This is a genomic window from Paraburkholderia sp. BGA-UO-ETr-F12, from assembly GCF_059567945.1.
This window is the reverse complement of sequence record NZ_JCAQOZ010000012.1, coordinates 244,559-270,415: the sequence shown is the minus strand read 5'-3', so window position 1 is coordinate 270,415 and position 25,857 is coordinate 244,559. Positions and strand designations below refer to the sequence as shown.

General features: G+C 59.2%; 28 protein-coding genes and 1 tRNA gene. 16 read left to right on the top strand and 13 right to left on the bottom strand.

The window, feature by feature from the left end; translation table 11 throughout:
- Positions 1-14 precede the first annotated feature (14 nt).
- Positions 15-1,223: a chromate transporter gene (locus tag AC57B6_RS04795; RefSeq protein WP_028196845.1), complete on the top strand. Its 1,209-nt coding sequence runs from the start codon at positions 15-17 to the stop codon at positions 1,221-1,223.
- Between the two features lie 30 nt (positions 1,224-1,253).
- Here the strand turns inward: AC57B6_RS04795 and AC57B6_RS04790 are convergent, their stop codons facing one another.
- The 5 genes from AC57B6_RS04790 to AC57B6_RS04770 all read right to left on the bottom strand — a co-directional run bounded on the left by AC57B6_RS04790 (position 1,254) and on the right by AC57B6_RS04770 (position 9,229).
- Positions 1,254-1,712, bottom strand: coding sequence for a CopD family protein (locus AC57B6_RS04790; protein WP_028196844.1), 459 nt, complete (start codon positions 1,710-1,712; stop codon positions 1,254-1,256).
- A 261-nt stretch (positions 1,713-1,973) separates the two neighbouring features.
- Positions 1,974-4,298, bottom strand: coding sequence for a DNA topoisomerase IV subunit A (parC, locus tag AC57B6_RS04785; RefSeq protein WP_406868154.1), 2,325 nt, complete (start codon positions 4,296-4,298; stop codon positions 1,974-1,976).
- A gap of 63 nt (positions 4,299-4,361) precedes the next feature.
- Positions 4,362-6,347, bottom strand: a complete 1,986-nt coding sequence (locus AC57B6_RS04780; protein ID WP_046566266.1) for a DNA topoisomerase IV subunit B — start codon at positions 6,345-6,347, stop codon at positions 4,362-4,364.
- Between the two features lie 337 nt (positions 6,348-6,684).
- Complete coding sequence (locus AC57B6_RS04775; RefSeq protein ID WP_028196841.1) at positions 6,685-8,625, bottom strand: ATP-binding cassette domain-containing protein; 1,941 nt, start codon at positions 8,623-8,625, stop codon at positions 6,685-6,687.
- A 202-nt stretch (positions 8,626-8,827) separates the two neighbouring features.
- Positions 8,828-9,229 carry a DUF4399 domain-containing protein gene (locus AC57B6_RS04770; RefSeq protein WP_030103172.1) on the bottom strand — a complete coding sequence of 134 codons (402 nt, stop codon included), beginning with the start codon at positions 9,227-9,229 and terminating at the stop codon, positions 8,828-8,830.
- Positions 9,230-9,567: 338 nt separating this feature from the next.
- On the opposite strand from AC57B6_RS04770, the gene AC57B6_RS04765 reads away from it, so the two are divergent.
- Positions 9,568-9,759: a rubredoxin gene (locus AC57B6_RS04765; protein WP_028196839.1), complete on the top strand. Its 192-nt coding sequence runs from the start codon at positions 9,568-9,570 to the stop codon at positions 9,757-9,759.
- A 447-nt stretch (positions 9,760-10,206) separates the two neighbouring features.
- On the top strand, positions 10,207-10,506 hold the full coding sequence (locus AC57B6_RS04760) for a hypothetical protein (protein ID WP_028196838.1): 300 nt from the start codon (positions 10,207-10,209) through the stop codon (positions 10,504-10,506).
- A 100-nt stretch (positions 10,507-10,606) separates the two neighbouring features.
- Here the strand turns inward: AC57B6_RS04760 and AC57B6_RS04755 are convergent, their stop codons facing one another.
- On the bottom strand, positions 10,607-11,233 hold the full coding sequence (locus AC57B6_RS04755) for a TetR/AcrR family transcriptional regulator (RefSeq protein ID WP_252888846.1): 627 nt from the start codon (positions 11,231-11,233) through the stop codon (positions 10,607-10,609).
- A gap of 218 nt (positions 11,234-11,451) precedes the next feature.
- Between AC57B6_RS04755 and AC57B6_RS04750 the strand changes: the two genes are divergently transcribed.
- The 8 genes from AC57B6_RS04750 to tnpC all read left to right on the top strand — a co-directional run bounded on the left by AC57B6_RS04750 (position 11,452) and on the right by tnpC (position 17,017).
- On the top strand, positions 11,452-11,763 hold the full coding sequence (locus AC57B6_RS04750) for an H-NS histone family protein (RefSeq protein ID WP_028196836.1): 312 nt from the start codon (positions 11,452-11,454) through the stop codon (positions 11,761-11,763).
- A gap of 204 nt (positions 11,764-11,967) precedes the next feature.
- Positions 11,968-12,273, top strand: coding sequence for a panthothenate synthetase (locus tag AC57B6_RS04745; RefSeq protein ID WP_454805207.1), 306 nt, complete (start codon positions 11,968-11,970; stop codon positions 12,271-12,273).
- 371 nt (positions 12,274-12,644) lie between these two features.
- Positions 12,645-12,719 (top strand) — tRNA-Arg (locus tag AC57B6_RS04740).
- Between the two features lie 123 nt (positions 12,720-12,842).
- Positions 12,843-13,571, top strand: coding sequence for a hypothetical protein (locus tag AC57B6_RS04735; protein ID WP_127837901.1), 729 nt, complete (start codon positions 12,843-12,845; stop codon positions 13,569-13,571).
- 112 nt (positions 13,572-13,683) lie between these two features.
- Positions 13,684-14,037, top strand: coding sequence for a hypothetical protein (locus AC57B6_RS04730; protein WP_127837900.1), 354 nt, complete (start codon positions 13,684-13,686; stop codon positions 14,035-14,037).
- Positions 14,038-14,655: 618 nt separating this feature from the next.
- The gene (tnpA, locus tag AC57B6_RS04725; protein WP_028196831.1) at positions 14,656-15,042 is read left to right on the top strand and encodes an IS66-like element accessory protein TnpA; all 387 of its coding nucleotides are present in this window, start codon (positions 14,656-14,658) and stop codon (positions 15,040-15,042) included.
- Positions 15,030-15,377, top strand: coding sequence for an IS66 family insertion sequence element accessory protein TnpB (gene tnpB / locus AC57B6_RS04720; RefSeq protein WP_162181292.1), 348 nt, complete (start codon positions 15,030-15,032; stop codon positions 15,375-15,377). The genes tnpA and tnpB overlap by 13 nt, the downstream gene beginning before the upstream one ends.
- A 62-nt stretch (positions 15,378-15,439) precedes the next feature.
- Entirely contained in the window at positions 15,440-17,017 is a 1,578-nt protein-coding gene (gene tnpC / locus AC57B6_RS04715) for an IS66 family transposase (RefSeq protein ID WP_028196829.1), read from the top strand.
- 42 nt (positions 17,018-17,059) lie between these two features.
- On the opposite strand, the gene AC57B6_RS04710 is transcribed toward tnpC, so the two are convergent.
- The 4 genes from AC57B6_RS04710 to AC57B6_RS04695 all read right to left on the bottom strand — a co-directional run bounded on the left by AC57B6_RS04710 (position 17,060) and on the right by AC57B6_RS04695 (position 19,448).
- On the bottom strand, positions 17,060-17,323 hold the full coding sequence (locus tag AC57B6_RS04710) for a hypothetical protein (protein WP_028196828.1): 264 nt from the start codon (positions 17,321-17,323) through the stop codon (positions 17,060-17,062).
- Positions 17,324-17,422: 99 nt separating this feature from the next.
- A complete protein-coding gene (locus AC57B6_RS04705; RefSeq protein ID WP_102857315.1) occupies positions 17,423-18,154 on the bottom strand; it encodes a hypothetical protein in 732 nt (243 codons plus the stop codon).
- 213 nt (positions 18,155-18,367) lie between these two features.
- The gene (locus tag AC57B6_RS04700) at positions 18,368-18,685 is read right to left on the bottom strand and encodes a hypothetical protein (RefSeq protein WP_496420769.1); all 318 of its coding nucleotides are present in this window, start codon (positions 18,683-18,685) and stop codon (positions 18,368-18,370) included.
- A gap of 37 nt (positions 18,686-18,722) precedes the next feature.
- Positions 18,723-19,448 carry a hypothetical protein gene (locus AC57B6_RS04695; protein WP_042275043.1) on the bottom strand — a complete coding sequence of 242 codons (726 nt, stop codon included), beginning with the start codon at positions 19,446-19,448 and terminating at the stop codon, positions 18,723-18,725.
- Between the two features lie 133 nt (positions 19,449-19,581).
- On the opposite strand from AC57B6_RS04695, the gene AC57B6_RS04690 reads away from it, so the two are divergent.
- The 3 genes from AC57B6_RS04690 to AC57B6_RS04680 all read left to right on the top strand — a co-directional run bounded on the left by AC57B6_RS04690 (position 19,582) and on the right by AC57B6_RS04680 (position 21,554).
- The gene (locus tag AC57B6_RS04690; protein ID WP_028196826.1) at positions 19,582-19,860 is read left to right on the top strand and encodes a hypothetical protein; all 279 of its coding nucleotides are present in this window, start codon (positions 19,582-19,584) and stop codon (positions 19,858-19,860) included.
- 666 nt (positions 19,861-20,526) lie between these two features.
- Complete coding sequence (locus AC57B6_RS04685; protein WP_496420768.1) at positions 20,527-21,285, top strand: hypothetical protein; 759 nt, start codon at positions 20,527-20,529, stop codon at positions 21,283-21,285.
- Positions 21,282-21,554 carry a hypothetical protein gene (locus tag AC57B6_RS04680; protein ID WP_496420767.1) on the top strand — a complete coding sequence of 91 codons (273 nt, stop codon included), beginning with the start codon at positions 21,282-21,284 and terminating at the stop codon, positions 21,552-21,554. Before AC57B6_RS04685 ends, AC57B6_RS04680 begins: the two co-directional genes overlap by 4 nt.
- A gap of 713 nt (positions 21,555-22,267) precedes the next feature.
- Here the strand turns inward: AC57B6_RS04680 and AC57B6_RS04675 are convergent.
- From AC57B6_RS04675 to AC57B6_RS04665, 3 genes are all read right to left on the bottom strand, one after another.
- On the bottom strand, positions 22,268-22,975 hold the full coding sequence (locus AC57B6_RS04675) for a glutathione S-transferase N-terminal domain-containing protein (RefSeq protein WP_144194692.1): 708 nt from the start codon (positions 22,973-22,975) through the stop codon (positions 22,268-22,270).
- A gap of 239 nt (positions 22,976-23,214) precedes the next feature.
- Positions 23,215-23,436, bottom strand: coding sequence for a hypothetical protein (locus AC57B6_RS04670; RefSeq protein ID WP_030103176.1), 222 nt, complete (start codon positions 23,434-23,436; stop codon positions 23,215-23,217).
- Between the two features lie 148 nt (positions 23,437-23,584).
- Positions 23,585-23,776: a CsbD family protein gene (locus AC57B6_RS04665; RefSeq protein WP_028196819.1), complete on the bottom strand. Its 192-nt coding sequence runs from the start codon at positions 23,774-23,776 to the stop codon at positions 23,585-23,587.
- A gap of 176 nt (positions 23,777-23,952) precedes the next feature.
- Here AC57B6_RS04665 and AC57B6_RS04660 point away from each other — a divergent pair, with 176 nt between their 5' ends.
- Together AC57B6_RS04660 and dcm are read left to right on the top strand one after the other, a co-directional pair.
- Complete coding sequence (locus AC57B6_RS04660) at positions 23,953-24,279, top strand: hypothetical protein (protein WP_030103177.1); 327 nt, start codon at positions 23,953-23,955, stop codon at positions 24,277-24,279.
- Between the two features lie 270 nt (positions 24,280-24,549).
- Positions 24,550-25,833: a DNA (cytosine-5-)-methyltransferase gene (gene dcm, locus AC57B6_RS04655; RefSeq protein ID WP_178368848.1), complete on the top strand. Its 1,284-nt coding sequence runs from the start codon at positions 24,550-24,552 to the stop codon at positions 25,831-25,833.
- Positions 25,834-25,857 lie beyond the last annotated feature (24 nt).

Here is a 25,857-nt window from a genome sequence, read left to right as displayed (position 1 = left end):
GCGCCCGCGGCACCATGCAGACGATCACGAACCAGGATGCAGCCAGACGAGGGGAACGGGAACCGCTATGGACGCTGTTCCGGGTCGTGTGCGGCCTGTCGGCGCTGTCGTGGGGCGGCCTCGCGCTGATGGCGCAACTTGAAAACCATTACGTGGAACGCGAGGGACGGCTCTCGCGCGTGGCCTTTTCCGATCTGATCGCGCTCGCGTGGATGGTGCCGGGACCAGTAGGCTGCAATGTCGCCGTGCAACTCGGGCATGCGCTGCGCGGCCGCGCCGGCGCCTGGGTGGCGGGCGTGGCCAGCGTGCTGCCTTTTTTCATGCTGATGACGCTGTTCGCGATCTTCTACCGCACGCCGCTCGTGCGTGCCGCGGCCTCTCAAACTCTGCTCAATCATTTCAGCGTGGTGCTGGCCACGCTGATCGCGATCACCTGGTACAAACAGACGCGTGCGCTGGTGCGCGGCAAGCTTGAATGGGTCGCGGCGGTGCTCGGGTGTGTGGGCCTGTTTTATGCACGCAGTCCCGCCGCCTACGTGGTGATGCTCGGCGCGGCTTTCGGCTCCGGCTGGCTGGTCAGCCCGGCTCGCAACACACGTATCGAGCTGTCGATCGAACGAGGCGATTGGCAGATGCTGGCCGCGTTGTGCGTACTGCTGGCGATATTCGCGCTGCCGCTGCCACGTCGCTATGAACTGGCGCTGCTATGGCCGCGGCTGGCCGGTGCGGGTATGACGCTATTCGGCGGCGGTTTCTCGGCGTTGCCGGTACTCAAGACGCTGTTTGTCACGCCGGCGATCGGTGTGTCGGATAACGACTTTACGCTGGCATTTTCGCTGTCTCCGTTATCGCCGGGGCCGCTGCTGAACGTGGTGCCGTTTTTCGGCTATCTGGTGGACGGCTGGTTGGGCGCGCTGATTGCCACGCTCGCGCTGTTTGTGCCGTCGGGCTGCCTGGTGGTGCTCGCGCAGCGGCACCTGCATCAGTTGAAGGCCAATCCGCGTTTCGAGCACGGCATGCGGATCTTGCGCGCGGTCACTACTGCGTTTCTGGCGGTAGCCGTGCTGCGCATCGCGGGGCATGTGCCGTTCAAACCCATGTATCTGTTGACGGCGGTGTTTTCCGGCATGTGCTTCGCGAAACTCAAGGTGCCGGTGTACGTGGTGTACGGAACAGTGGCGATTGCGTGCGGGCTATGGCTTGCCTACGGCGCCACGCCTTAGGCAAGCACACCCTGGATTCAGGCGCCGGTTTCAGAACCCGCGCGATAACACAGCCACGCCGATCGTCACCACGCCCAGCACGATATTCACCAGCACCAGACGCCGGATCGTACCGACAGCCTGAGCGCCATCCGGCCACTTCTGAGCCTGCACTGCGCGGCGAATGCGCGGGAACACGGCGAAGCGGATGTGTCCGAAAATCAGCATCATCACGATGCCGAGGCCGGCCATGGCGTGCAGCGGCCACGTGGCATGACCACCGCCGAATTGCATCAGCAGGAAACCGCCGGTGAGGAGAATCACCAGCACCGCCGCGGCAACCCAGTTGAAGAAGCGGCCGAACACCGATTCCCACAACGGCAGGCGCAATTGCGGCGAAAGATCGGCAATGGCCGGGCGCAGACAGAAATGAGCGAACACCATTCCGCCTACCCAGACCGCGACGGCGAGCAGATGCAAAAAGAGTGCGAGTTCGACTGCTTTGTTCATGTTGTTTTCCTCTCCCGACGACGCCACACCGCTTATGACGAGTGATATTAGCAGCGGCTATTGAGCGCATTCGACCGCGCACCATGCGCGCAGTTCCTTGCGCCGGCTACGTCTTAACGTTCTTTGTAGTTTTTATTGCAACGCGTCCGATACCGCGACGGCGCTGCACCCCGGATTTTTGCTACGCGCGGCGTACGCTCTTAAAGCGTACGCCGCGTTGATGCCTCGCCCTACCCCGCTCTTATCGACTTCCAGTGCTTGTTACGCAGCCAGCACCGGACGCAGACCGTCGAGCTTCATCTTGCTCTCAGGCGCACGCCCCTTGCGCGCCCGCTTGCCGATATGCGGCGTGAGCGTAGCGCCGCTCAGCTTCTCTTCGTCGACACGGCCGCCGCGGCGCGTGCCGATCAACACCACACCCGCCTTGTTGATAGACAGCGCCTGCAGCAGCGTTTCGTTGTCGTCGAGCGCCATCAGCGTGACGCCGCGGCCGCCGCCCGAAAGCGTCTTCATTTCGTCGAGCCCGAACACCAGCAGGCGTCCGCCTGAAGACAGACACGCGATGTGTGTCGCGTCCGGCAACATCGGCATCGGCGCGAGCGGCGCGGCGCCCGCGTCGATCGTCATGAACGACTTGCCGGCCTTCACGCGGCTCACCATGTCGCCGACCTTGGCGACGAAGCCGAAGCCGTTGCTCGACGCGAGCAGCAATGCCTGATCCGCGGACGCCGCGTAGTAGTGCATCAGGTGGCTGCCCGATTCGAGTTCGATCAGCGAGGTCACCGGCACGCCATCGCCCCGGCCGCCCGGCAGCATCGCAACCGCCACCGAATAGACGCGGCCATTGCTGCCCCACGCGACCAGCGTATCCGGCGTACGGCACTGGAACGCGGCGTAGAGACCGTCGCCGGCCTTGAACGTGAAGCCGGCCACATCCAGGCCGTGGCCCTTCAGTGCACGTACCCAGCCCTTCTGCGACACCACCACCGTCACCGGTTCGTCGACCACGCGTGCTTCGAAAACGGCGCGCTTTTCCTGCTGGATCAGCGTGCGGCGTTCGTCGCCGTATTGCTTGGCGTCGCCTTCGATTTCCTTGATGAGCAGGCGCTTCATTGCCGATTCACTACCCAGCAGTTCTTCGAGCTTGGCCTTTTCGTCGCGCAGTTCGGACAGTTCCTTCTCGATCTTGATCTTCTCGAGCCGCGCCAACTGACGCAGACGGATTTCGAGAATGTCTTCGGCCTGACGATCGGACAAGCCGAACGCGGCCATCAAGGCGACCTTGGGCTCGTCCGATTCGCGGATGATACGGATGACTTCGTCGATATTCAAAAAGACGATCATCCGGCCTTCGAGGATGTGAATCCGGTCGTCGACCTTTTGCAAACGATGGCGCGTGCGCCGCGTGACCGTCGCGAAACGGAAACTGATCCACTCTTGCAGGATTTCGCTCAAGCCTTTCTGGCGGGGCCGGCCATCGCCGCCCACCATCACCATATTGAGCGATGCGTTCGATTCGAGGCTCGTATGCGCGAGCAGCGAATTGACGAATTCGGTTTGATCGATGCGGCTCGACTTCGGCTCGAACACGAGGCGCACCGGCGCATCCCGGCCCGACTCGTCGCGCACCGCGTCGAGTAGTGCGAGCATGGTCTGCTTGGTCTGCAACTGTTCAGGCGTGAGCGCCTTCTTGCCGAGCTTGATCTTGGGGTTGGTCTGCTCTTCGATTTCTTCGAGCACCTTTTGCGCGGCGGTGTTCGGCGGCAGTTCGGTGATCACGAGTTGCCATTGACCACGCGCGAGTTCTTCGATTTTCCAGCGCGCGCGCACCTTCAGGCTGCCGCGGCCGCTTTCGTACGCGGCGGAGATCTCGGCGTCGCTCGAAATGATCTGGCCGCCGCCCGGAAAGTCCGGCCCGGCGATGTGCTGCATCAACTCAGCATGCGCGATCTTTGGATTGCGGATCATCGCCACCGCGGCGGCCGCCACCTCACGCAAATTGTGCGACGGAATTTCCGTGGCGAGACCCACGGCAATGCCGGACGCGCCATTCAGCAATACGAATGGCAAGCGCCCCGGCAACAGCCTCGGTTCTTGCGACGAGCCGTCGTAGTTCGGCATGAAATCGACCGTGCCCTGATCGATCTCGTCGAGCAGCAGCTTCGCGATCGGCGTGAGGCGTGCTTCGGTGTAGCGCATCGCCGCTGCGCCATCGCCGTCGCGCGAACCGAAATTGCCCTGGCCGTCGATCAGCGGATAGCGCATCGAGAAGTCTTGCGCCAGTCGCACCAACGCGTCGTACGCCGACTGGTCGCCGTGCGGGTGATACTTGCCGAGCACGTCGCCGACCACGCGGGCCGACTTGACCGGCTTGGCATTGTCGCCAAGCCCCATCTCGTTCATGGCGAAGAGGATGCGGCGTTGCACCGGCTTCTGGCCGTCGCACACATCCGGCAGCGCACGACCTTTGACCACGCTCACCGCATAGTCGAGGTAGGCGCGTTCCGCGTAATTGCCGAGCGTCAGAATGTCGCCCTCGGGCGGCGGCGGCTCGGTGAAAAGGTCGAGAGTGTTATCGTCGTCCATCTAGATTCCGTATCCGTATTTGGCGTGAAGTTTCGTGCAGACCATGAGCGCTCTTAACGAAGCTCAGATGTCCGCTTCCACTTCGTTACCCTTTTCTTCCAGCCAGCTGCGCCGCGACGCCGCTTCGCCCTTGCCCATCAGCATCGTCATGCGCGCCACCGTGGCGTCGTAGTCGAGTTCGCCGAGCGCCACCGGCGTCAGACGCCGCGTGTCGGGGTTCATCGTGGTGTCCCACAACTGCTCCGCACTCATTTCGCCGAGGCCCTTGAAGCGGCTGATCGACCATTGCGTCTCACGCACACCGTCTTTGCGCAGCTTGTCGAGGATTGCTTCGAGTTCGCCTTCGTCCAGCGCATAAAGCTTCTGCGCCGGCTTCTTGCCGCGCGCGGGCGCGTCGACCCGGAACAGCGGCGGACGCGCCACGCACACATGGCCACGTTCGATCAACTGCGGGAAATGCTTGAAGAACAGCGTGAGCAACAGCACCTGAATATGCGAACCGTCCACGTCGGCATCCGACAGAATGCAGATCTTGCCGTAGCGCAGATTCGACAGATCGACCTTGTCGTCCGGGCTATGCGGATCGACGCCGATCGCCACCGAAATGTCATGCACTTCGTTGTTGGCGAACAGGCGGTCGCGCTCGGTTTCCCACGTATTCAGCACCTTGCCGCGCAGCGGCAGGATCGCCTGGTATTCCTTGTCCCGGCCCATCTTCGCCGAGCCGCCCGCCGAGTCACCCTCGACGAGGAACAATTCGTTGCGGCCGATTTCCGTCGATTCGCAATCGGTCAGCTTGCCCGGCAACACCGCCACGCCCGAACTCTTGCGCTTCTCGACCTTCTGGCCGGCACGCGTGCGCGCCTGCGCCTGCTTGATGACGAGGTCCGCGAGTTTCTTGCCGTGCTCGACATGCTGGTTCAGCCACAGCTCCAAAGCCGGACGCGAGAACGACGACACCAGCTTCACCGCATCGCGGCTATTCAGGCGCTCCTTGATTTGCCCCTGGAATTGCGGATCGAGCACCTTCGCCGACAACACGAACGACACGCGCGCGAACACGTCTTCAGCCAGCAGCTTCACGCCCTTCGGCTGCAGGTTGTGCAACTCGACAAAGCTCTTCACCGCCTGGTAGAGACCGTCGCGCAAACCGGATTCGTGCGTGCCGCCCGCGGGTGTCGGAATCAGATTGACGTAAGACTCGCGCATAAGCGTGCCTTCTTCGCTCCATGCGACGACCCATGAAGCGCCTTCGCCTTCGGCAAACGTCTCTTCGCTCGCGCGCGAATTTTCGACGTAGCGCTCGCCTTCGAATAGCGGAATCAGCAGATCGCTGCCGTTCATGCCTTCGAGCAGGTAACCGCGCAAACCGTCTTCGTACTTCCAGCTTTGCTGCTCGCCGGTTTTCTCGTTGATGAGCGTAACTTCGACGCCCGGCAACAGCACCGCTTTCGAACGCAGCAGGCGTTGCAGTTCGCCGAGCGGCAGGTTCGGTGAATCGAAATATTTCGGGTTGGCCCACGCAGTGACGCGCGTGCCGGATTTCTTGTCGGCCTTTGTGGCAGGCCGAACTTCGAGCTGCTTCGCGACGTCGCCGTTGGCAAAGCTCAACTCGGCGACCTTGCCGTCGCGCCACACGGTGACGTCGAGGCGCGTGGACAGCGCATTGGTGACCGACACGCCGACGCCGTGCAGGCCGCCCGAGAACGTGTAGGCGCCGCCGGCGGCTTTATCGAACTTGCCGCCCGCGTGCAGGCGCGTGAAAACGATCTCGACAACCGGCACGCCTTCTTCCGGATGGATGCCGAAGGGAATACCGCGGCCGTCGTCTTCGACCGAAACCGAATGGTCCGCGTGCAGCGTGACCGTGATTTGCCGACCGTAGCCGCCAAGGGCTTCGTCCGATGCGTTGTCGATAACTTCCTGAATGATGTGCAGCGGATTTTCGGTGCGGGTGTACATCCCGGGCCGTTGCTTGACCGGCTCCAGGCCCTTCAACACCTTGATCGACGCTTCGCTATACGCGGCGTTTGGCTTTTTCGTAGACATGGTTGACTCGGGTGCGTCGGTTCATCGTTGTCCACAGGTCCTGTGGACAGGTCCGTGGACAATGCGTTGAGTTTTCAAAAAAAGCGAAACGAAACAACGGGGTTAGGTGGGGTGCCCGCAGCGCGGGCAAGCTGTTTTATCGCCTGGCTTCCTGTAGGCGCGCTCGACGGCGGCTCGACGCCGGGCTCCATAGCGCGGCAAAGGCCTGCCGGTGCGAACGCCGAAGGAAGCCTGTTCGCGGGGTATTTTACTGATTTCGAACCAGGCGGCAATTCACGACCGGCGAGCGTGGCCGTTTGGACAAGGAGTGGCATGCAGATCACGCCGCTCCCATGCATCACTTGCGTTTGTTTTCCAGCTCGTCCCAGCGTTCCAGCGCGATCAGCAACTCCTCGTCGATCGCGGCATAGCGCTCGGTTAAACGCGTACCTTCCTTGGCATCTTTCGCGAAGATTGACCCGTCTTCGAGCTGTGCGCCGATGGTTTTCTGCTCGGCTTCGAGCGCGGCAATTTTCGCCGGCAATGATTCGAGTTCGCGTTGATCCTTGAACGACAGCTTGGCGGCGCGCTGCGTATTGCGGCTTGCTGCGCCGGCATCTTTCGGGGCCGCCGTTTCTTTTGCCGCTTCTTTGGCCGCTTCTTTCTGCGCGTCCTGCGCCATCTGCTGCGAGCGGTCTCGCTGAATCTGCCAGTCGGTAAAGCCGCCGACGTACTCGCGCCACTTACCCCCGCCTTCCGAAGCGATCACCGAAGTCGCGACGTTATCCAGAAACGCGCGATCGTGGCTCACCAGCAGCACGGTGCCGTCGTATTCGGTGAGCAGTTCTTCGAGCAGTTCGAGCGTGGGAATGTCGAGGTCGTTGGTCGGTTCGTCGAGCACCAGCACGTTGGCCGGGCGCGCGAACAGACGTGCCAGCAGCAGACGATTGCGCTCGCCGCCCGACAACGACTTGACCGGCGAACGCGCGCGTTCCGGCGCGAACAGGAAGTCGCCGAGATAGCTCATCACGTGCTTCTTCTGGCCGTTGACCTCGACCCACTCGCTGCCGGGGCTGATCGTATCGGCGAGACTCTTCTCCAGATCGAGTTGCGCGCGCATCTGGTCGAAGTATGCGACCTGCAGATTGGTGCCGATCCGCACGGTGCCTTCGTCCGGCGGCAACTCACCGAGGATCATCTTGAGCAGCGTGGTCTTGCCCGCGCCGTTCGGACCGACAAAACCGATCTTGTCGCCGCGCATGACCGTGGCCGTGAAGTTGTCGACCACCGTGCGCGAACCGTAGCGCTTGGTGACGTCGGTCAGTTCGGCGACGATCTTGCCGGACTTCTCGCCCTGCCCCACGTCGAGCTTCACGTTGCCCTGCACGTTGCGGCGTTCGGCGCGCTCATTGCGCATCTCCACGAGCCGTGCAATCCGGCCGACGCTACGCGTGCGGCGCGCTTCCACGCCCTTGCGAATCCACACTTCTTCCTGGGCGAGCAGTTTGTCGAACTTGGCTGCTTCCACCTGCTCGATTTCAAGCTGCTGCGCCTTCCGGGTCTGGTAAGCACTGAAATTGCCCGGATACGACAGCAACCGCCCGCGATCCAGTTCGACGATGCGCGTAGCGACACGGTCGAGAAACGCGCGATCGTGGGTAATGAAGAGCAGCCCCGCGCGCAGCGAGACCAGCAGTTCCTCGAGCCAGCGGATGCCGTCGAAATCGAGGTGGTTGGTTGGCTCGTCGAGCAGCAGCACGTCCGGCTGCACGACCAGCGCGCGCGCCAGCGCCACGCGCTTTTGCATGCCGCCCGACAGCGAACCGACCCGCGCCTCGCCATTCAGACCGATCTGCTGCAGCGTGGTGGCCACGCGCGTGCTCCAGTTCCAGGCATCCGAATGGTCGAGCGCCGATTGCAGCGTGTTCATGCGCGACATCAGTTCGTCGTGCACCGGGCCTTCCGGCTCGTCGGCAAGCTGATTGGCGACTACATCGTATTCGTCCAGCAGCGCACGGGCATGAGTCAGACCGGCGGCAACCGCTTCGAAGACGGTGTCGTCGGTATCGAACTCCGGCTCTTGTGGCACATAGACCGATGTCAGACCCTGCTGGCGCGTCACAAGGCCGTCGTCCGGCTTGGCCAGATCGGCGACGATCTTCAGCAGCGACGACTTGCCCGCGCCGTTACGGCCGATCAGCCCAACGCGCTCGCCCGCTTCGAGGGAGAAATCCGCGTGATCGAGCAACGCGACGTGACCGAACGCCAGTTGGGCCCCGGTAATGGTGTAAAGCGACATGGAGAATTGGAGAAGACAGCGATGAGTCGGAACTGCTCATTGTACCGGGCGCGCGCTCGGGTGCCTGCATGCCGGAAGAGATAGGCTGATTGGCCGGCTTGAAAAACGGGTTCTGGAGGAATCCCCGCCGGACCTTGAGCGGGGAAGCTCGACCGGACGGCACCTGCGAACGCCCGGCCAGCCGTTCACAGGCCCGACACGCTTACTTCACGTGCACCGTGATGGTCTTACTCATCTCCGGACCGTAGGAGCGGTGCATGCCGTCGCCGAATTGCAGCGTCAGCGTATGGTCGCCCGGCGGCAGCGTCACATCGGTTTCGGTCTGCCCTTTGCCGAAGTGAAGCGACTTATCGGTTGCGGGGATCACTTCGCCTTTGGTAAGCGGTTTGCCGTCGATCAGCAAATGATGGTGGCCGGTGCCATCCGTCATCGTGCCGGCCGGCGCGACGCTCATGCCTTCGACAGCGAACACCACATGCACCGGATTGCTGACGGTCGCGCCGTCCGCCGGTTGCACGAACGACACGCTTGCAGCTTGCGCCGCGCCCGATACGGTCAGCAAGCCGGCCAGTGTGGCACCGATCAACCATTTGTTTTTAAACATCATTTTTCTCCTTTTTGGGAAACGAAAGTCATGCGCGGGCCATGCGGGCGTCGATTGCGACTCCGGTTGCGGCTTCGCTTACCTGAGGCCGATCGTCGCAATGGATGCGGTGCGCCCACTGCGCCTGTCCAAAAAATGAGCTGCGGATCGAAGCATACACGCTGTGTATGACGAGGTTCGTCACGCGGGCCCGGACATGTCTCAGGCGCTTTGCGGCGATGCCGCATGGGTAAAAAGCGGCTCATTTGACAAATTCCGGTAATATTGCGGGTCGCCGCCGTGCCCAAAAAAGGGGCAGACTGGGCGGATCACTGCATTGAACCAAAGAAGAGTACGTCGTGAGCGAAGTAATTGAAGTGACTGAATATAAGAGCTGGGTCTGCCTGATTTGCGGCTGGATCTATAACGAAGAAGAAGGCCTTCCCGAAGAAGGTATCGCCCCGGGCACGCGCTTCGCCGCGATTCCGGACGACTGGCGCTGCCCGCTGTGCGATGTCAGCAAGGCGGAGTTCGCGGTGGTGGAATTCTGAGTGCGCTCAACCGAACCGGGGTGCGCTGCCTGATTTAGTGCGGCAACGGCAGCACGGCAGTGCACCGGATGGTTTCCGCGGCCCAGTGGGTGATGCCCACTGGGCCGTTTGTTTTGGGTAAATGGAATGGCAGGCGCAAAGCTTGTCACAAGGGGCGCGCTTCCCCTGCCATAGCAAATACATGTGCAACATACGAAACGCGATACGCCGATTCTTTTAGCCGCATCCTTGGCCCAACCAACATTAACGCGATTACCCGCCGGTAGGGCAAAGCCTTCAACGAGGGTTAGCTTGATTGAGACGGATGGTCAAGTACGTCCGGGAGTGGCTGAAATAATAGAGACAGAGCGGTTAAATCCGTGGATTGTGCTGCCTGGCAAGCGATGCTGCCGGGATGCGGCATTCACCGCTCCTTTCTAAAAAAATACGAAAAAGGCCCGAGGGAATATGAGGATTAAAAGCAAATGGGGACGCGGTATTCACGAAGGGAAAGTCGTTTCCGTCGTGGACGGTAAGCGGATTTTCATCCATTTACACGCTTCGGTTGAAACGCTCGCTTTGGGCAATATAGGCGCCCGTCGAAGCCAAAGCGTGCTTACCGTCTCGATCGATAACGTACAAAAAATGGCGGATCACATAAGCGAGCCATTTACCCACGCGAAACGGGACGACGTGGTAGTTCTGCTTTATGAAAACGACGAAACTCGTACAGCGGCGCTCGCCATGCTTGGCTTGCGCGACGCCTAACCAAAACCCTGCTGTTATAACTTCTTCACCCACTCGCCGGCCGTGATCTCCACGGCCTCGGCGGCGTTCTGCCCACCTCGTTCTCCACAGCATTCGCGGATCAGCGCGCAGGCGGCGCCGCGGCGAGCAAGCTGCGCAGGAAGACCATGATCATATGGCCAATGGGGACCTCGGACAGCATCGATCGCTGTAATGCGAGGCCTTGTGAGAGTCCCATGAAGGACGCAGCCAGGATAGTCGGCGATTCTGGCGGCACTCTTTCCAGCCTGGCAAAAATCTGCGCGATGCAATAAGCAAGGCCGTCACGGTGGGTGTCGAGCAACGCCTGTGAGGCTGCTGCAAAAACAGGGTTGCGGCGCCCCTGAAGCTTGAACTCAACGCCCAGCACAGACCACTCAGGCTCGGCATCGAGCGTCTGCGCCCAGAGCTCCAACGCATTCAGTATGTCGTCCGCGGACGAGGACGGGTCGCTCAGTATGCGGGCAATGTCGGTCACTTGCGTCCTGGAACGCTCTTGCATCAACTCCACGAACAATTCTTCCTTGCTCGCGAAATTCGAATAGAAAGCACCCTGCGTATAACCGGCCTCGGCCGCAATATCTCTGAGAGAGGTGGCCCCGAAACCTCTCTCGACAAACAGCCGCTTCGCCGCCGCCAGCAAATGTGCCCGGGTCTGCAATCGACTTTCTTCGCGGCTCAGTCGCGGGGATTTGGTCGCCGTATTCATGGCCGGAAGGATATCAGTTGATATTTAAAATTCAACTGACTATTATTACGATTGAATTTCATATCTCACTTGATATGCGAAAGTGCAAGGCACGATCTGAGTCCTTTGAGAGCCGTACGGAACAGGACGAGGACGTGCGTGCGAAGTCAGTGCGGGAGCCAACCGCCAAGACCGGGAGCGCAATCCAACAACCTGGTCATGTACTACGGAAAGAGAACATGAGCAGCAGGGTAAAGATCTTGAAGCAGCAACTCGCGCAACTCGATGAGCGGTTATTAGTGGCGTGGCAGCAGGAGCAGAAAGCGGCTATCGACCACGTCCGCCAGGTGATGAACTTCTTCAACCTGGTGCCTAATCAGTTACGCGTCGACCGGCGAGGCACGTACAACACCAAGCCGGTGCAGATGAAGTATCAGGACCCGATCACCGGCGCGACCTGGAGCGGCCGTGGACGCGCGCCGTCCTGGATCCGGAACCGAAACTACGACGATTTTCTGGTCAGGCATCCTGACGACGTCGGGGCGGACTAGATAGGGGCGGTCGACATTCAAGCAAGGCGATATGCCTGGAGTCCGGATTCCGCACGGCCTCATGGTATTTCCTCGCGAGTTCGCCCACCTTGACGGTCGCGGCGTCCCTCCACTTGCTCTTTGCCGGTTTGTTGAACAGCCACGGCCAGCTCGCAAAGCTCCTATTCTTGAAGAGTCCATTCGGACCCAATCAAGGAGGAGACCATGCGCATGCTTCTCAACATACGAATACCTCACGAGCCGTTTAACACGTTTGTGCGCGATGGCACTATCGGAGAGTTGATGGAGAGGATTCTCGCGGAGATGAAACCGGAAGCCGCCTACTTCACCTCGGAGAACGGAACACGCGGAGCAATCCTCATCGTGAACCTCGAGGAGCCGTCGCAGATTCCGAAATTCGCGGAACCCTGGTTTCTTTCGTTCAATGCCGACTGCGAGTTTCGCGTGGTGATGGTGGCAGACGACCTCAGGAAAGCCGGACTCGAAGCGCTTGGCTCGAAGTGGAAATAGGGAACGCGGCACGGCGTGTGAGTGCGAACCGCATGCCGTGCCGTCGCACATTTCGGTCGACGTACTCAGATAACCGCTTGACCTCGAAGAACTGCCGTTGTGCGCCAGGAAATGCGCGCGGTCGAAGGGTTGGATCGTAAGCTTTGCATCCTGGATGTTCTCGACCCCGACTTCCCCAAGCTGCGCCGAAGCTTCGGTAGCGCCTTTCGTTTTGAGTGTTTTTGCTATACTCTTGCGCTCGCTGGCGTACTAGGGCTCACAAGCTGTCGCGGCGCTTCGTTTAGGAAGAAGCAGAAATGCCGGACACGCCCAAAAGGTATGGCGGGAGCCAATAGAAGAAAGGCTTCAGCCCACCCATTGCCAATATCCATCTCCCCGTAGTTCAATGGATAGAACAAGTGCCTCCTAAGCGCTAGATACAGGTTCGATTCCTGTCGGGGGGACCAACAATCGGCTGCCAAGCCTTACAGGACGGGCGATTAACAAATATTTGGCGTAATTTTGGCGTAGTTACGCCAAAGCAAGCGCGAAAAACTAAAAGCAACTCCGATATCCGCCGGGGAATCGCAATGAGTTCGTGGAAAGAATTAAAAGACAGTCCACTTTGGATTTTGTCCAGTGTGATCGTGGCAACGGTCGTCGTCACCGGCGGAGTCTACGAGAAATTGGTGCTACCCGAACGGGTGGCTCAAGAGGCGAAGGCCGGCGTAGCGCAGCAATTGCAAGCTATGGCAGACCAAGCAGCTTCGGAAGTTCAAGCTGCATCGGAGGCCGCGGCCCGTGCAATCCGCGGGAGTGCGGACAAAGCGGCAAGCGAGGTACGCGCCGCGCAAAAGGCGACTGACGATGCGAATGCAAAGCTGCGCGATTACGAGCAAGCGCATCTCCTAACGGATCGTTCACCCTATCCGCTTGGACTCGGAAAAGTTAAGGTGGGAGATTCGATCGATTCACTTAGCGACGCATATCCAGGAGGCGCGGTCGACAAGACTGCCATCGAAGACGGAAACGATTACGTCGTCCTCAAGAACCAAGATCCGCTCTTTAACCACATCGTCTACTACTTTGACGAGACGGACAAAAAGCGCCGGATCACGCACATTTTGTTCAACGCTTCGTACCCTGTAAAAATCTCTGATTCGCTCTTCCGCGATCGCTTCACCGAGATGTTCGGGCAACCATTGTCAAGCCCCAGAAAGGGACATGTTGCGTGGAAAGCTGGCAGCGTCAGCGTTTTCATGACCGATCCGACGTCTTTCATCGTGATGCGTCAAGGGTACGTCCCGGGCTTCTGGTAATACACTTGATGCACCAGCGCTTTCGCCAGCGCGCATGAGGCTTCAGCGAACGACCTACGCCAAAGCTTACGCCCGCCGCAATCAACTTAGCCTTCGTGTCAGCTCCTCACTCGTGGATTTAACCTACGACAACCCCGCATCCTGGTTGCTCAACATCTTGGTCGCTGGGAAGAATATCCCGGTTGACAAGCCATGCCGTCGGGCATGGCAGCAGTTATTAGGCGTTGAAGAAGAGGCCCTGCTCATGTCGAGGCTCGGCAAGGTCATGGAATTGCCGCACCAGATAATCGCTCTATTGCAAGGGCACTACCCCGGTCGTGCTGCGAGCTGGCAGCATTGGCATTCGCAGGTAAACTCTGGTTTGATGCAGCAAAATTTGAATGGGCAGTGGAATTCGTTTATTGGACCTATCGACGCACATTCCATGACATATCTCAGTATGTCAGCTGACCTGCTCGCAAATTGAGATCAGGCCAAAACAATTCCGCAGGACCAAGCTGAGGAGTTACGGCTTGAATTGCAAGCAATGCTGACAGAGGTATTTAAGTCGGACCTGGACCCCTCGTTGATAATCTACATTTCCAGATACCTCCGCATTCTGATCACAAGTACCGAGGAATACAAGATAACGGGCGCCCTGCCTATTTTGGACGCGGTGGATGCCGCCGTCGGACACACTGCCGTCGACCCGAAGTACAAAGACTTTTTGACGTCATCGTCCCTAGGAGAACGACTCGTAACCGCCCTGGCGGCGTCCGCAAATCTCGTTACCGTTGTCATAGGATTGCCTCAGCTGCCTGCTGGCGTGGCAGCAGCAAAACATTTGCTCGGCGTTGGCTGACTCAAAGCACCGTTCCTTGGGAAACAGTTCAGGGCTTGCCGGAGCTATTTCATCTTCGCGGCTACAGATTGTTACCATTGCCGTAGCAAATCTGTAACAAAGAAAACTCTCCTTCTCGAGCATCAGCTGACTGCTTCGCACCCGAAGCTCGCGCGCGCTCAGCGGACGTAAGCGCCTAGCCATCCCATCTTGAGTTGCACGGAAGGTCTTGGGAGCATCGTATCCACTTAAATAGGTGGACACGTGAACACTAGCGAAGAAGAAGCGCCAGTTGGCCGCCGCCGACGCCGGCGCTATAGCGTCGAGTTCAAAGCCCAGGTGGTGGCAGCCTGCCAGGGGCCTGGGGTATCGCTCGCGGCCATCGCGTTGCACCACAAGCTGAACGCAAATCTGCTCCGGCGTTGGGTAAAACGGGCCGAAGGGAACGAACGCTTTCTCGTCTCGCGTGGCGATGTGACTGTGCAGTCGGCAGTGGCGCCGGCATTCGTGCCGCTCCCGCTCGAAACGAAGAACGTGCGCCCGGCTGAGATCCGCGTCGAAGTGCGCCGCGCGGACCAGTCGATAACGGTTAGCTGGCCGACATCAGAGGCAGCACAATGCGCCACCTGGCTGCGAGAGTGGCTCGCGTAATCCGCATTGATGAAGCATGGCTGGCAGTCGAACCACTGGACATGCGTGCGGGCTTCGATACGGCACTGGCGCGGTTGATTACGGTGTTTGGCGCGGCGCGTCCGCACCATGCTTACCTCTTTGCCAACCGGCGGGCCAATCGCCTGAAGGTGCTTGTTCACGACGGAATCGGGATCTGGCTGGCAGAGCGACGACTGGACGAGAGACAGTTCGTCTGGCCTCACGCTGGTAGCGAACCAAAGCAACACGCACTCACGCAGGAGCAGCTCGGAGGTCTGGTGGTGGGTCTGCCGTGGCAGCGCATCGGCCCGAACGGTGTGATTCGCGTCGTATGAGGCCTACAGGGACGTTAACTGTTGCGCTTCCATGGTGCCGGGGTTCTGGCAGACTGGTTTACATCAACCTGCCCGCCGACCTCAACGCCCTCAGCCCGGAACAGTTGCGCACGCTCGCCGCGCAACTGATTGCCCAGGTGCAGGACAGAGAGCGGGAGATTGAGAAGACGCGGGAGGTCGAGGACGACGAATGCGAGCTGCATTATCGACAGACGCTTATCGAGCAGCTGAGCCACAAGATCTCCATCCTCAAGCGCCAGCAGTACGGTCGGCGCAACGAACAGTTCAGCAGCGAGCAGATGAGCCTACTGGAAGAAGCGATCGACGCGGATCTGGCCGCCATTGAACTGGAGCTCGAGCAGCTTCAGCCACAAGCCACAGCCGGCCAGTCACTCCAGCAACCGAAACGCGCATCACTGCCAGCGCAACTGCCGCGCACAGAGATCCACCACGAGCCGGATAGCTCCGTATGCCAGTGTGGCTGCGAGCGCGTGCGCATCGGTGAGGACATCAGCGAGAAGCTGGACTACACGCCGGGCGTGTTCACGGTTGAGCGGCATATCCGTGGCAAGTGGGTATGCAAGAACTGCGAAACGCTGATTCAGGCGCCAGTGCCCGCACACGTTATCGACAAGGGCCATCCCGACCACGGGCTGCTGGCCTCAGTGCTGGTTGCCAAATGCGCTGACCACCTTCCCCTGTATCGTCAGGAACAGATCTTTGCGCGGGCGGGTCTGGCAATACCGCGATCGACATTGGGTGCCTGGGTCGGCATGTGCGGCGCACAGTTGCAGCCACTGGTTGATGCCCTCCATCAGGAAATCCTGCAGCAGGGTGTGGTGCATGCGGATGAGACACCGGTACAGATGCTTGGTCCAGGTAAAGGGAAGACACACCGGGCGTACTTGTGGGTGTATACGCCAACGCACTTCAGTGAGCTGCGCGCCGTGGTCTACGACTTCGCCGACAGCCGTGCAGGCGAACACGCCCGCACCTTCCTTGCCGGCTGGCAGGGCAAGCTGGTGTGCGACGACTACGGCGGATACAAGGCTGGATTCCAGCAGGGCATCACTGAAATCGGATGTACTGCGCACGCACGGCGCAAGTTCTTCGACCTGCATGCCAATCACAGCAGCCACGCCGCTGGACGGGCCATGCCGTACTTCGCTGCGCTTTATGATATCGAGCGCGACGCTGCAGTGCTGGATGCCGAAGAGCGGCGCAAACTCCGGCAGAGTCGGGCCAAAACGGTGTGTGACGCACTTTATGAATGGATGGTGGCGCAGTGTAAGCTGGTTTCGGAAGGTTCAGCGATTGCGAAAGCGCTGGACTACAGCCTCAAAGGTTGGGAAGCGCTCACGCGCTATCTCGACGACGGGCACGTGCCCATAGACAACAATTGGGTCGAAAACCAGATCCGCCCATGGGCCATCGGAAGGGCCAACTGGTCGTTCGCCGGCTCGCTACGGGCAGGCCAACGTGCTGCCGCCATCATGAGCCTGATACGCTCGGCCCAACTCAACGGCCACGACCCGCACGCCTATCTGAAGGACATCCTCACGCGGCTGCCGACCCACAAGGCCAGCGACATCTCTGCATTGCTGCCGCATCGCCGGCGTCCGCCTGTGATAGTCAACTAGCGCCACCCGTCAAGGTAGGTTTGCTGCGCGCTTACCGCGAAGTTAAAGCAACTTCACGCCTGAGCCAGCAGGCACGAGGATCGACACCAACTCAGGAGACGGCTTTTTTCCCCCCTCATTCACATACATCCGCTCTACATCGCCTTGACGCAAAACGAGAGGGGTGAGTTGCGGTACAGGTGGCTCCAACAGATCGACCAGTCCCTGACCGCTCAACCCGTTGGCGTGGTTTGAGATGAACACGTCCAAATCTCCATACGCATTGAGTATCGATTCAAGCTGAGCGATATAAGTCGAAAGCTTCATTGACGTCCTTAGTCGTTGTTCGAACTCTGAGCTGGCGCGGGCGCTGCATCTAGCTCGGGGCTGTATTGCGCCGCGGGCGGCGGCTATGTTGCGCCCAGATTAGGCTGCGGGACAGTGCTTCATGATGTCATTGCATATCAATGTCAGAAGTTGATCAATTGACTGATTCCAAGCCGCAAAGAACGAGTTTGGCTTAACCCAGATAGCGGTTGCAGGAGCGCTCGCCATATCTCCCGGGCTGAATCCGGGAATGTTCACCATCCTTACCTCCGAATGATCGCCATATTGACCGTATGCGGGCGAACCCGGTCGAGCCCATGAAGGACCGCACTCCATCACTAACGGGGACACTTCGTGCAAAGCTGCATTTCGCCACAGTCCTACGCGGTTATAAAATTCTGAGTGCGCCGCGTAGTTTGCAGATGCTTCCGGATCTATTTCGCCCAATTTGACGTGCAGTTGATCGCGACAAAGATCGAGGTTCATCCGCTTCAGAGCGAGGCCATAGATTGCGTCAATGCAAGTCGCAATCGCATCCAAATAGGATTTGACCGCGCCCAAATATGCCACCAAGTTCGTCCTCACCAGTAAGGACAACTTGTATTTGTGATCTTTGGCCGCCAGCAGCCCTTCGATGCTCAGCTGGAAATAGCATACATCGGCTAGTCTTGTTGCAATGTTCTCGCAATGAACAAGATAAAAACGAGCATTTGCGTCGAGTATGTTTGGCGAACGAGAACCAACGAATTCACCCAAATGAACCAATTGTTTTGGAACGTCAAAGCCCAAAACGCCAAAAAGTGATCGACTATAAAAGTGTGCGACTGGCATTTCACCTCCGGGCATACCCATGCTCTACCGCGCGCCAAGATTCGCATCTAGCGGTCGATCTATCGCGCCGACGAGTGCTAGGATACGCGAACCTGTCCTGCTGAGCAGCAATGCTAAATCCCGCCTTGTTTGACGTGTTACTGGATCAGCTGGAAGCGATCGGCGCGCTGCCAACGAGTCTGCAGTCTGCCCTTGGTGCTGATACGTAAAAGCCTACCGTTTCTTGTTTGAAGCGCCTGGTGGATCAATGAATTCACGGAGGCTGAATGGCTTCTTTTCCGGACTCCAGTCATGCAAGGGATCTCGAGCCGACGCAGACGATGTCACGGAGGGTTTTGGGATTGGCTTCACTAGCGACACCTCAAGGAATGCGTACAGCGAATCGAGGTCATACACGTGCGTCTTGTGCCCGAGCTTGTACCGCTTGATGAGCTCGCGGGCACAGTCAAGCCGACTGATCGCGTAACGCGGCACGCCGAGGATCTCTGCTGCCTCGGCGGCGCTTACGCGCTTTCCTTTTGCAATGTCCATCGTGCCCCACGATAGTTGATGCGTAGCGCCCTAAGTCTTAGGCGCGCCCGCGAAATAGCGCCGGGAACGCAGAAAGCAGGCGCAACTGTGATGATCGTTGATTAAGGCATATGAACCAACGATCGCGCTTGCTTCGCCGCGGCATTAACCTAACTTTGCCCGGCAGAGGCACAAAGGCAAGAGGCACGGATTCGACGCCATCAAACACCGACGGCTGTGTTGCCGCAACTGTTTCCGCCCGCCGGAGCCTAGTTTCGAGTGTACTCGTTGGAATCGCTAGGTAGTTCGCGATGACTTGTTTGTCGTGATCGAAATGGCTCAGTGTACGCAAATAGGCCACCGCCTCAGAAAATCGCTCGGCTAAACCGAGCTCGAGAGCGGCAAGGTCTTCTCTTAACGTGAGTGCAATTTCTGGCTCATAGTTTTCCGGGCCCGTCAGGCTGGCTGCAACACTGTTCAACAGAAACTCCCCGTCGTCGCCGACTCGCTCATGATCGAGTTGCACAGCGAACCGCATTTTTCGATTCACGAACTTACCGAAGGCTTTCCTCAGTTTCGATAGCACGGCCATCTGTAAGCGCTCGTCTTCCGGTTCGACTGCATCGCCGATCTCGCTGCGAATATCTTGCGCCGCGATCCAAGCTTCATTCTTCAAATCGTCGACGGACTGCTCTCCACGGGTGCCCAAGGCAATGCTCCGAAGTTGGCCAAGCATAGGTGCAATCAAGCGCGAAAAGAATGTATCGTTTCGGTAATTTTTCATGCGCGAATGCTAAAGGCAGCCGCCCTCTTAACGCAATTGTCCTAGAGGTGATCCGCCGACACCGGCACGGCCTATGCTCGCGTTGCAGCGGCTTTAATAGCGGTTCAAACTATATCCACAATTCGCGGAAACAATGAAAACGAAACTAGCTCTGGCAGCGCTGACCGTGCTCGCTGCATGCACATCTATCTCCGAGGTAACGCCAGCCGGTGATGGGCGCTACACCGTCACCACGCAGGTCCGCGGCGGCATGACGCCATGGGGCGAGATCAAAGCGACCAGTCTGAAGCGTGCGGATGAATACTGCAGCAGTCAGGGCAAGCAGATGCATCAGGTCGACATGCAGACGCACGGCGTGCGCGGTTGGACGCCGCAAGAGGCGGAACTGACGTTCTCGTGTACGTCCGGGTAACATGAAACATACCGCCTATGGAGACGACATGCAGAACGCTCCACTTTTCCACGTCTTGCTAGATCACCTTGAGGCGATCGACGCGCCGCCCATGGAGATCCAACACTTTGTCGACCGTTGGTCCCAGCTAGGGCCGCACGGGCATCTCCCCTGCCCGGTCTGTTTCCTTAACGGCGAGGAGCAGCCGCTTGTACCACTCGATGCACAGGGAACTGTCGAGCCGGTCGTTTGCAAGGCCTGTGGCACGCGCTACGAAGTCCCAATCGATGAGATCTAGCACGACGTGACTCCTGTCGACAGCATGCGCGCCGCACTGCTCTGCAACCTGGTGGCGGGCAGCTCGTCATCCGGCCAGCAGCACCGCCAAGCATGCGAACGCCAGAGCCATAAACAGGCCGCCGGCAAGAAGGTGATAGTGACGTTTCACGAGATCCCCGATTCGTTATCCGGCAAGCATAAGACGGACGGGGATAGCGATGTGTTAAGGATGGCCAGGCGGTGGATATAAAACGGTCCAGCTACAAAAGCGAGTCGGCATTGCGAGCTAGTTGGCGCTTCCTCAAAAATTTGTGGGCTTCCGTACAGTATGTTCGCCGTTACGGTGTTGGAGGCTGAGCCTTTTGGATTATTATTACGCCCCGACATTCAACAAAAACCAAAGACGCTATGCCGGTCGTAATTCCGTCCAACGCCGCGAAGTCACAATTCGAACAGACCAACTTCGATACGTCTCCGGCTCTAACGCCAAACGCCAAAGCTGCTATGCTGGGGAACCCGGGTATCTTCCCCACTGTCAGCGACGTGCTGGACCTCGCGGGCGCGCCGACCGGAAGCACTGTTGACGCGCAGCTAATGAGAAACTGGGGCTATCAAGGCGCGGACAAACCGCCGCCGGGGCTTTATTTTTTCGTGAGTCACCCCACATGGATTACAGGGCAAAACATCATCGGGATTGTCAATGACAACGGTGGGTACGCGATCTATATAAAGGACGTCGCTTTTAATGATGCTGCGCCACCGAACATGGGGGCAATCCTTACGGCGAAGATAGCTCGTTTCTGCATGCGTCGAAAAATCAGGCGAATTCAACTCCTTGCGGCCGGCGGTCGCTTCTGGCCAGATGAGCGTTGGCTTGGCTACTATGCGTGGGCGCGATATGGCTTCGACATGGATCTGTCGAAGGCGATGGAAGACGACTACGGCAATCCAGAGCCATTTACTTGCGCCTCAGATTTGGCCCCGTTTTTCCCGTGTCGGCCTGTGGATTTGGCGAATTGCCGGACGGTACAGGATGTGCTACAAGCAAAGCATGGGAAAGAATGGTGGAAGATTTGTGGCAACGGCTGGTTCATGGATTTTGACTGCTCTCCCATCAGGGCATCCGTTGCTGCGCTAGAATCTTATTGTAAGGAGAAAAACATATGAACTGGAAATTTGGGTTCAATATTGGCTCCGACATGCCCCGATCCGCTGACGAAAATACTGCATCGTCGGGCAAAACTCAGCCGAATTTCGGTCGCCACGACGAAATCGACCCCGCAGAATTCAAGATAAGTCTTGACCCCGCAGATAGCAAAGCCCTGCCTGCGGTAGATCTCAGTCGAAGCGCATTTGGTTTTAAGACGGTAGTCGCCATGTACCGTGACGGCATGCTCGGCTCTACGGAGTTACCGAAAAAGCAGTTCGAAGATTGACAATTTGGAGCAAAGAGAAAAAGGGGCTACGGCCCCTTTTTTTCATGTGCGATGGCGCGGCCAAATCACGCTCAAAGCCGCGTCGCGATGCTCCTTGTCGCGCGGTAAGAGTCCTCCTGCCCAATACGCTGATGAGAGACGCCCTTGGCCATCGACGACGAGTCCGGAGCGCCAGAAATACCCCCAAAAGCCTTGAGGGTACACATGGGGGTACAAAATAGGAAGAACATCCTTTAGATCACTGTCATACTGAGCATGTGATTCCTGTCGGGGGGACCAAGTAGCTTCCCAGCGTCTCCCAAGTTTGCCCACAAAAGCCCCGAAAGCCTCCCGCTGCGGGGCTTTTTGCTGCCATCATCGCCCACAGTTGCACAATCCAAACCAGATTTGCTGGGCGTATCGATGAGCATAGCCACCTGTTTTGCGACAGGGTCAGGCGACAAGCAGCGCAACAAGACATGCAACGGCCATAGCCAGGCACAACCCGCCTGAGATCAAGTCGTATGGGTAAGTCATGGGATCCCCGATTCGTTATCCGGCAAGCATAAGACGATCGGGGGCGACGTGGTGTTAAGCATGGTCAGGCAAGCACACCCGAAAAACCAAGGCGTCCGCACTCGGTTGCTGATCGTGGCGGCGTCCGGTCTATTGCTCGATGTGCATGCGCCAAGCGGGCGACGTCGCCGCTTACGCCCCCCGCTCGCCCGAATCCATCAAGCCGGCCGCTTCGGAATCTCCAATCCCCGCGCCACTGCCCCACGCGCGACGAACGCCGCCAGCACCCGCTTCACGTTCGAAAATTCTTCGATCCCGACCAGATCCCCTGCTTCGTAGAAGCCGATCAGATTGCGCACCCACGGAAAGGTCGCGATATCGGCGATCGAATACTGATCGCCCAGAATCCAGTCACGTCCTTGGAGCTGCCGATCCAGCACCCCGAGCAAACGTTTTGACTCGGCGACGTAGCGGTCACGCGGGCGTTTGTCTTCGTACTCCTTGCCCGCGAACTTATGGAAGAAACCCAACTGACCGAACATCGGGCCAATGCCGCCCATCTGGAACATCACCCACTGGATCGCTTCATAGCGGCCAGCGGCATCTTGCGGAACAAATTTGCCGGCTTTGTCCGCGAGGTAGATCAGAATCGCGCCGGATTCGAACAGCGGCAGCGGCTTACCGCCAGGGCCATTCGGATCGATAATCGCCGGAATCTTGTTATTCGGATTCAGCGACATAAACTCGGCCGACATCTGATCGTTCGTATCGAAGCGAACGAGGTGCGGCTCATAGGGCAGGCCGGTCTCTTCGAGCATGATCGAAACCTTCACGCCGTTAGGCGTCGGCAGCGAATAGAGCTGAATCCGGTCCGGATGCTCGGCAGGCCATTTCTTCGTGATCGGGAAGGCGGAGAGATCGGTCATGGTGATGATGTAACCCTTGTGTGAGAGCTTCGGCTGAAAATCGGAATCGGGAATCCGCGCTCGGCCGGCAGGCCGCCAGGAAAGACCCGAACGCGCGATCGCCAAATATAAACCGACTCGGCACAACGCGTACAAGACCGACTCGGCACATCGCGACGCGACCGTTCACCGCGCACTCCCACCGTCGAGCCACAAGACGGCGCCAGGCGTCACTGCAACTCAACGCGACTCAAAGCAACTCACCACAAATCCTTGGTCGCCGTGCCGGCGCTCAGGTTATAGCCCTCGCGCCACAGCACCGCGCCGACGGTCAGCAGCATGGTTTTCTGCTCGTCGCCAAGTTGCTCCCACATCGCCGCCAGCCAGGTGGCAAAACTTGCACAGGTGGTTTCGAGGTCGACGGGCGCTTTGCCCTGCAGGTACTGCCGCTCGAACATCGAAAGCACTTTTTCGGGTGTCATTGGCGCGTCTCCTCCGGGTTGGATGCGCCAAGTCTAAAGGCGCCGCACGGTGCGCGGGGCGTTCACGCAGGCAAACCCGGGTTACTCCCAGGCGAAAACAAGAAAGGCGCCGAAGCGCCTTTCCCGTCAAGCAACACCACGAGCCGAATTACGGCGCGTTGTGCTTTGCCTTGTCCTTACTGTCTTCCTTGGCGTCACCGTAGGCCTTTTGCACCTTGCCGGCGGCTTGTTGAAGATCGCCCTTAAGCTCCTTGCCCGGGTTATCGGTGGCCTTGCCGACGGTTTCGTTGACCTTGCCCTTGATCTGCTCGCCGACGCCCTTGACTTGATCCTTGTTCATAATCAGCTCCAGTATCTGAAATGCCGGCACGACGTTGCGCCAGTATCCCGATACAGCAACGGGTGTGCCCGTAGCCGCCGTCGGTCGGTTTTGCCGGGCCGGGCCGGCCGCAAAAATATTTTCAAAAACCCCTAAAGTCCCGCCACAGCTTGCCGTAAAGGTGCCATGGAGGGGCTATGGAACGCACACTCATTACGCTGACGGGGTCAACTCAGGCGACGCTGATCGATCAGGACATCGCGCATATTGGGCGTGTCATGCGACCGTCTTTACTCGGCGATCTGGGCGGCCCGATTCTGCCCGCCGCCTATTGGCGCAAGCGTCTGCACCAGTTGCTCGACACCGGCCAGCTGTCCCATGCGCAACTGTGCGGCGTGGACAGCCTGCTGCTGCAACTCGATCAATTCGAGGCCAGCGCCCAGCCGGCGTTGGACGAGTTGCCGCCGACAACGGCCATGCCGCTCCGGCCAGTACACGCAGTGACGGCCTACCCCCATATCTGACCCGCTGCAAGCCTTGATGGCCGGCCTTCTGCGCCGGCCGAGCCCATTTTCCCCTGTTAAAAAAAGGCCGCGAATCCTGTCGCGGCCTGAACACGTCGCAACGCGGGGAATTCGCGTCACACCACAAGCCTACACGTTCAACTGTGACAGTCACGTTTAGGCGAAACGCGTTGTTGCGTTGCGGAAGATTTCCGGTCTTCGTCAGCAAAAATAGGAAAAAGGGACGACCTTAGGTCATAATGTCCGCAAAAATTCCCAGCAAGGACCTCCGTGACCGTCGCCGCCCCGCTCGACCTGCTCAAACAGGCACGCGCCCGCTTCACTCAACGCGAAATCGCAGCGCACGTAGGCAAGGACATCAAGACGGTGCGGCGCTGGGAAAAGGGCGAAACGCCGTGCCCGTCCATGCTCGAACCGGCCCTGCGCGATCTGCTGCATAGCAGCGGCCGGACGCAGTCTGGCGCAGTGGCGGGCGGCGCCCAGTTCCGCTTTATCGATCTGTTTGCCGGCATCGGCGGCATTCGCATGGGTTTCGAGGCGCACGGCGGCGACTGTGTATTCACGAGCGAGTGGAACGATTTCTCCACCAAGACCTACCGCGAAAACTATCCGGCCGACGGCGAACACGCGTTGATCGGCGACATCGTGTCGTTTCCCGCCGAAGAGGTGCCGAGCCACGATGTCCTGCTCGGCGGCTTTCCGTGCCAGCCGTTCTCGATTGCCGGCGTGAGCAAGAAGAACGCGCTGGGCCGTCCGCACGGATTCGAGTGCACGACGCAAGGCACGCTGTTCTTCGACGTCGCGCGGATCATCGCGGCCAAGCGCCCCGCCGCGTTCCTGCTGGAGAACGTGAAGAATCTGCTCTCGCATGACAAGGGGCGCACCTTCGACGTGATCCTGCAGACCCTGCGCGACGAACTCGGCTACGAAGTGCACTACCGCGTGGTCGACGGCCAGCATTTCACCCCGCAGCATCGGGAGCGCATCATCATCGTTGGCTTTCGCGGCAAGACCTCGTTCTCCTGGGACGATCTGCGCCTGCCGCAAAGCGGTCCACGCCTGGGCTCGATCCTGCATCGCACCGACGGCAGCGAACCCGTGCTGCCGTGGGACCACGATCGCTTCTTCGACCACGCCGCCAAACGCGTGCAGCCGAAGTACACGCTCACACCCAAGCTCTGGACCTATCTGCAAAACTACGCGGCGAAGCATCGCGCGGCGGGCAACGGCTTTGGCTTCGGCATGGCGTATCCCGACAGCGTCACGCGCACGCTCTCCGCGCGTTATCACAAGGACGGTTCGGAAATTCTCGTGTACCAGGGCGAACAGTTGCGGCCGCGGCGCCTCACGCCGCGTGAATGCGCGCGGCTAATGGGTTTTCCCGATACCTTCAGGATTCCCGTCAGCGACACACAGGCCTACCGGCAGTTCGGCAACAGCGTCGTCATGCCGGTGATGCGGGAAGTGGCGCGCATCATGCTGCCGCACGTGCAAAACCTGCTTGCCGCGCAAACACGCCATGGCTCGAAGCAAACCCTTTCGCTCTATTCCTGAGCGGCCCGATCCGTTATCCCGGTC